A 6,649-nucleotide genomic window follows, 5' to 3' on the forward strand; every position below is an offset into this window, starting at 1 on the left:
GATCAGATCGTAGGTTCTTGATTTAGTTCCATTGAATTACGCAACAAAGCCGCGTAGAGTGTTAGCTTTTTCATTAGAAATTCCTTTATCTTAAATGATTGGCTCGAATACTGCTGAGCGTATGTTGTTCTGCAGATACATTGCAGAGCTTTTACTTGGTCACGCTATGAATCGAAGGGTAAACTTCGATCTCAATAACGTCTTGATAATAACCCGCGAAACGCAAGCTATTTTCGAGTGCTACCCTAAGGCTCCCCTGTTGAGAGAAAGGAATAACACCAGAACTGTTTATCATTACTGGTGAAGTAAGTTGGCTGCTGTGCCTACTTTCATAAAGACGAAGCTCGTCTATTTGTAATGACAGATTATAAGTTTCAATAATATCAACCCCTTGGTGTTGATATTTTAAGCCTCCATATTTTGAATTAATCGTTATACCCAACGGACGGTTACAATACATATTAAAAGGCAATAGTTGCACATCACGGCGTTCCGTAAACTTCATGACATTGCCAGAAAAGAAATTTATTTCGCATCGATCTTTGATCTGGCCATTAATTCCTAACGTTAAGGTGTTAGCACTGGTGTAGAATGAAAGTGACAGACTAAAAATTAACGTTGAGACGATGAATTTGTGAATAAATACGAATGCTCTAATCATCATTTCACCTCTCATTGATTGAATGTAACCTGTTGCTTAACTTTCAAAACTATAAGTGCTTTAAAAAATGGTGAAGTAGTAAAAAAAGTTTATTATTTAGACGAAGTATGAGTTTTAGTATGAGTTTAAGGTAAGGTATAAATAGTACATTTTTAGATAATAATTTTGTTTTCAATTAGATAGGCAGTTTTTGACCCACAGTTAAATTTACGAGTGGATTTTTATTAATTGATAAAATTAGAACTATGGTCTACGGCGTTATTTTTGGTGAATTTTTCGATGGATTATTCTTCCAGGAATATTTTATTTTTAGTTTTATTCACTGGTTTATAATTTGAATGTGACGATTTTTAATTGTAATAGTGAAAAGTGGCTATCTATATTAGTTGGTAATTTCTATTTAAATTAGCCTCTTACGATGTTTTTTTAGAATTGGTGTGTTTTATTCTTAAATACCGTACGCATGGCAAATAAAAATTAAATTATTACGATTAAATTATTTGATTTTATCGTGCATGAAAAATTTAATCTCACAAATGAAAATCGAAATTTAACGATAATTTAATACTTAAACGCAGGTTTAATACATAGAAGGTATTCACATAGGCCAAAACAAGATTGCGTTCTGTTGCAGTTAATTTAGTTGAGTCTATTAGGCAGATTAGTCGGTATAGGTATAGGTGAGGTGGAAGAGGTGAATGATTTTTTTTAAAAGACTAAAGCTTCGTAAGGGAAGCTCTAGTCTTAATTGCTTTAATGCGAATCTTGTTCAGCGTTAAAGCGCACTTTCCAACTTAGTTAGGAAAGTCGCGATGTCTTTTGAACTGATATCTCTATGAGTAACAAAACGTACAGGGTTACCTGGTGACATTGTAATGCCTTGCTCTCCTAACTCCCGTGCGATACGGTTAATATCGATCGACTGATCTAACTTCGCAAACACAATATTAGTCTGAATGAAATCGGGGTTAACTGAGAAACCTTCTAACTTGCTTAGACCAATCGCTAGTTTTTTTGCGTTTTCATGGTCTACTTTAAGTTGAGCCACGTTCTCCGTGAGCGCCATTTTACCTGCTGCAGCAAGAATACCAGCCTGACGCATACCACCACCGACCATTTTACGCAATCGACGAGCTTTAGCGATGTACGCTTTGCTACCAAGAAGTAGAGAGCCAATTGGAGCACCCAAACCTTTTGATAAACAAATTGTCATCGAATCGAAGTGTTGTGCGATCTCTTTAATGTGAACATCTAGTGCAGCCGCCGCGTTATAGACACGCGCGCCATCTAAGTGCATTTGCAGGCCGTGTTGGTTTACGAACTCACGCGCTTCCGCTAGGTAAGAGACTGGCAGCACTTTACCATTGATTGTGTTTTCTAAACTAAGAAGCTTAGTACGAGCAAAGTGGCTGTCGTCTGGCTTAATCGCTGCAGCAAGCTTTTTAAAATCTAACGTGCCGTCAGGGTTGTTCTCGATTGGCTGAGGTTGAATCGAGCCTAATACTGCAGCGCCGCCAGCTTCGTATTTGTAGTTGTGCGCTTGTTGGCCACAAAGGTATTCGTCACCACGCTCACAGTGCGCCATTAAACCCAGTAGGTTGGCCTGTGTGCCGGAAGAAGTGAACATAGCCGCTTCAAAACCGGTTTCATTTGCAGCCCATTGTTCCAGTTCGTTGACGGTTGGGTCATCGCCATATACATCATCGCCTACTTCTGCATTTGCCATTACATCACGCATAGCTTGCGAAGGTTTAGTTACGGTGTCAGAACGAAAGTCCATGTTTATCTCCTAGAGTACTATTAGGTAGTCATATAATTGGCTATAGATGGCCACATAGTTGGGCTTTGCTTAAACAAGCGATGGTTTTGGTATCGGTAATTTGATCGTTGCGAATTTTATGTTGCAGTTCTTCCAAGCTAAGTTCGATAACCTCTATTACTTCATCTTCATCACATTCAAAGCGGGTAGTAAGGCTTAAGTCTTTTGCGATGAACAAGTGTTGGATCTCATCACAGAAGCCAGCTAAAGGGGTAACTTGTCCCAAGCTCTGGAAATAAGTTGCACTGTAACCCGTTTCTTCTTCGAGTTCGCGTTGTGCACATTGAAGAGGTGTCTCATCAATTTCCATCGTGCCAGCAGGGAGTTCCAAAAGCCATTTCTTAAGAGAAGGACGAAACTGGTTAATGAGGATGATTTTTCCAGACGAAGTGATAGGAAGAATAACGGCCGCGCCGGGGTGGTTTATTGTTGTATGTTTTACCACGACGTTCGTAGGGAGCGTCACGTTCTCTTCTATAAGAGAAATACTTTTCCATTGATGGATAACTTTACTCATGCAATCTGGCCACTTTCCTTGCCAATTTTTCTTATAACTGAAGACGTGTACCACCATAACGTCTATGGTGTCGAAAATAAAAGAAAAATTAGGGTTAACAATAGATTTAGTTTCACACCATTCGTGATGCTACTCTCATAATTGGAATCTATGATTGCGCGAAAATTGCAGCTTAACCATCTGATATAAAGGCAACTAAATAATAAAAGATACTTGTAACAAAGTGCTAACAAATGTATAAAAACGTATCTACACTCTCAACTGTTCAAAGATTTTCGGAGTAACGCATGAACCCTTCTATTTCCTCACATGCTGACAAGGCGCTACTCTCTGAAAGAATCAATAAATTAGCGCATGCTCTCTCTGATGGCGTTTATGAAAGAGAAGACACCATTAAGCTTTGTTTACTGGCGGCTCTGGCTGGCGAAAGTGTGTTCCTATTGGGCCCTCCGGGTATCGCAAAAAGCCTTATCGCTAAACGCCTCATCCAGGCTTTTGACAACAGTAGCTACTTCGAATATTTGATGACACGTTTCTCTACTCCTGAGGAAGTGTTCGGCCCACTAAGCATTCAAGAATTAAAAGACAACGGTCGTTACGTAAGGCTGACCGAAGGCTACCTACCAACCGCGCAAGTTGTATTCCTTGATGAGATCTGGAAAGCAGGCCCTGCCATTCTCAATACGTTACTGACTGTGGTTAACGAAAAGACATTTAAAAACGGCGCAGACATTGAGCGTGTGCCGATGCGCTTGTTGGTTTCAGCGTCTAATGAACTTCCTGACGAAGACAGTGGACTAGAAGCACTTTATGACCGAATGTTAGTTCGTGTGTTCGTCAACCGTATTCAAAACAAACAAAACTTCAAATCGATGCTAACGACAGGTACTTCTCAAGAAGCTGTCATTCCCAAAGGGTTAGCGATTACAGACATTGAATATCATCAATGGCAGAAAGAACTCGATAATCTGGAGTTGACGGATAATTCGTTTAACAAGTTATTTGAGCTAAAAACCATGCTTGAAGACACGGTTAAGAAGCAAGGCTCAGCGTCAGAGTCGGATTTGTATGTTTCGGACAGACGCTGGAAGAAAGCGGTTAAACTATTGAAAGCGAGCGCATTCTTCAGTGGCCGTGATAGCGTTAACCCGCTCGATATTATGCTTCTTCAAGATTGTTTGTGGCATAGCCCTGAATCTCGCGATGTGGTTCGTAGCGTTGTAAAAGATTTTGCGTTGAACCGAGCGTTTGATCAGCAAGAGTCTAAATCTCAAATCGAAATGTCTCGTGAAGAGCTAGAAGAGATTCAAGATGATGTTGAATCGACTCTGTCGGTGTCGCTCTCAGTGGAGTCAACCAGTGGCTTACGACGTAAAGACGTTTACCAACATGATATCAAGAACGCGAAAATGTACAGCGTCGGTAGCGCATACAATCTTATTAAATTGGTTATGCTGCAAAGCAATATGTCGGTGTCTGAATCTGAGAAAGGCGATAGTCGTTGGGTGTATGTAGCCAAAGATGATTTTGACCGCGTTCTAAAAGAAGGTCATGGCGATATTTATGGTTACGTAAACGAAAACAAAAATCTATGCCGCTTAAAGCTCGACTTGGATGCATCGAATCAATTAGTGATCAAAGATATTGCTAATCGTTCTGTATTGGTGAGTGTGGTGACTACTGACGGTTTAGATCAAGAACTGTATAACAAGTGGTTGAATGGCGCTGAGAAAGCCCTAGAACAGTTAACTGCAGCTGAATTCAAGTTAAAAAGAGTACGCACTGAATTCCATGACGCATTACCGCATAACTATATTGACCCTGATTTACCGAAAGCGATGGAATCAAGCTTACAGGCGGTAACACAAGAGCTTGAAACGACAAAAGTGAAGAGTAGCAAGATCGCGCAACGCATTAAGTTCATGAGTCAGTACTTTGAGTAAGAGGGGGAGCATATGTTAGGAGCTGACGGCTTAAACCTCGCTTTGATGGTGGCTGACTCAGGTATCATTGATACCGCGATGAATGATCTTATCGCTCGTTCTCAAGTGATGATGGCTGCTGAGAATAAAGGTGTGAAAACATCAGTCAAAAACCACTTAGTTAAATGGCGCGGTAAAGTAAAAAAACGCGTCACTAAAGTGTGTGAAACCGACCGTTTCCAAGAGGAAATCGCACTTTACCAAGAAGTGATTTACTGGGATGAATCTCAGTTTTTTGACGAGATTGATCGCGTTATTAAGAAGCTGGAGTGGCACTCAGCATTTTACCTACAAGCAAGACGTTTGATGGAAAACAATAAAGGTGTTTATAACGCGATGTTTCCACATTACTTTTGTGATCAATGGTACCAATCGCTATCAGACGCCATCAAACAAGCTCAAGTCACCGAACTCGAAACAAGCAAAGAAAAAGTCTTAGCTGATCTTTATCAGCGCATGGAAACCATGAAAAACATGGACAAAGTGACAGAGTCGGGCGATGAAGGCAGTGTAGGGCGTTTGTGGGACATGGCATCGGCCAAATTAAGCAAAACAGACCTAACCATCATGAAGCGCCACGCTGAGTTTCTGAATAAGCACAAGGGTTTGCAAGAGATCGCAGAAAAGCTAGGCCGTATGGCTGGTGAGGAAGATGACCCTTCGCTACACAAAGCCCCTGTAGAAGAACTACAGATGGTTGAAGAGAAAAGCGATGAAGCAGTCGATGATATTGTTGGGATTCATGAAAGTGATGATCTCAACAAGATGCTGCCAAACGAAACCATGTTCTTAGCTTACCCTGAACTTGAGGTTATCTTTTATAAGCACTTGGCCGACAAGCGTTTATTGAGCTATCGTTCGCAAGGTAAATCACGGACATTACGTAAAGTGAAAGCGCAAAAGCCTGATAGCAAGAATATCGATATTGAAAAGGGCCCGTTTATCGTCTGTGTCGACGCTTCTGGTTCTATGAGCGGTTTCCCAGAGCAGTCAGCCAAAGCTATGGCTTATGCGTTGATGCAGATAGCTCTAGCCGAAGAGAGAGACTGTTACGTGATTTTGTTCTCTTCTGAGCAGATTACCTATGAATTAACAAGGCAAGATGGCCTACGTGAAGCGAGTGACTTTTTAAGCTACTCATTCCATGGCGGTACAGATTTAGAACCTGTTCTGATGAAGTCGATTGATTTGATGACGGGTGACAAATACAAGAACGCAGATTTGATCGTGCTTTCTGACTTTATTGCTCCTAAGCAGTCTGATGAAATGATTGCTCAGGTTGAAAAATTGAAAGAGCACAAAAACCGTTTTCATGCGGTTAGTCTTTCGAAATATGGCAACCCACAACTTATGACGATGTTTGACCATTGTTGGGCTTACCATCCAAGCCTAGTCGGTCGTTTTATGAAGAAGTGGTAACGTCGAATTCCTTAATTTGCTCCATTTTGCTGCGTGTTTATTGATTGAAGAGATCGAACATGCAGCAATTTGATTTAAATGTCAGCAAACGGAATTGAAATTCATTTTTTTGTTTGACTATCTCCCCGCGATCCGTAAAGTAGGCACCCGAACACAGCGGTGTGGCTTGCTTTAGCCCCTAAAGTGTTGAATTGAAAAGGCGCCTTGGCAGAGTGGCTATGCAGCGGATTGCAAATCCGTGGACCTCGGTT

The 6,649-nt window shown here is 41.0% G+C and carries 5 protein-coding genes; 2 read left to right on the top strand and 3 right to left on the bottom strand.

The features are described from left to right. Positions 1 to 151: 151 nt before the first annotated feature. The 3 genes from ACED25_RS22695 to ACED25_RS22705 form a co-directional block, all read right to left on the bottom strand. Positions 152 to 676, bottom strand: coding sequence for a hypothetical protein (locus tag ACED25_RS22695; RefSeq protein ID WP_012600556.1), 525 nt, complete (start codon positions 674 to 676; stop codon positions 152 to 154). 760 nt (positions 677 to 1,436) lie between these two features. Next, positions 1,437 to 2,441: a low-specificity L-threonine aldolase gene (gene ltaE, locus ACED25_RS22700; protein ID WP_009845431.1), complete on the bottom strand. Its 1,005-nt coding sequence runs from the start codon at positions 2,439 to 2,441 to the stop codon at positions 1,437 to 1,439. A gap of 40 nt (positions 2,442 to 2,481) precedes the next feature. Then, positions 2,482 to 2,997, bottom strand: a complete 516-nt coding sequence (locus tag ACED25_RS22705; protein WP_009845430.1) for an NUDIX hydrolase — start codon at positions 2,995 to 2,997, stop codon at positions 2,482 to 2,484. A 287-nt stretch (positions 2,998 to 3,284) separates the two neighbouring features. On the opposite strand from ACED25_RS22705, the gene ACED25_RS22710 reads away from it, so the two are divergent. Beyond that, entirely contained in the window at positions 3,285 to 4,940 is a 1,656-nt protein-coding gene (locus ACED25_RS22710) for an ATPase RavA domain-containing protein (RefSeq protein ID WP_012600558.1), read from the top strand. Positions 4,941 to 4,952: 12 nt separating this feature from the next. Beyond that, positions 4,953 to 6,398 carry an ATPase RavA stimulator ViaA gene (gene viaA / locus ACED25_RS22715; protein ID WP_009845428.1) on the top strand — a complete coding sequence of 482 codons (1,446 nt, stop codon included), beginning with the start codon at positions 4,953 to 4,955 and terminating at the stop codon, positions 6,396 to 6,398. The last annotated feature ends 251 nt before the right edge of the window (positions 6,399 to 6,649 follow it).

Source organism: Vibrio sp. 1F263, assembly GCF_041439035.1.
GTDB lineage: Bacteria > Pseudomonadota > Gammaproteobacteria > Enterobacterales > Vibrionaceae > Vibrio > Vibrio tasmaniensis_A.

Coding starts and splice junctions, on each gene's coding strand:
- ltaE (WP_009845431.1), bottom strand. CDS start 2,441: ATGGACTTTCGTTCTGACACCGTAACTAAACCTTCGCAAGCTATGCGT.
- ACED25_RS22710 (WP_012600558.1), top strand. CDS start 3,285: ATGAACCCTTCTATTTCCTCACATGCTGACAAGGCGCTACTCTCTGAA.
- ACED25_RS22695 (WP_012600556.1), bottom strand. CDS start 676: ATGAGAGGTGAAATGATGATTAGAGCATTCGTATTTATTCACAAATTC.
- viaA (WP_009845428.1), top strand. CDS start 4,953: ATGTTAGGAGCTGACGGCTTAAACCTCGCTTTGATGGTGGCTGACTCA.
- ACED25_RS22705 (WP_009845430.1), bottom strand. CDS start 2,997: ATGAGTAAAGTTATCCATCAATGGAAAAGTATTTCTCTTATAGAAGAG.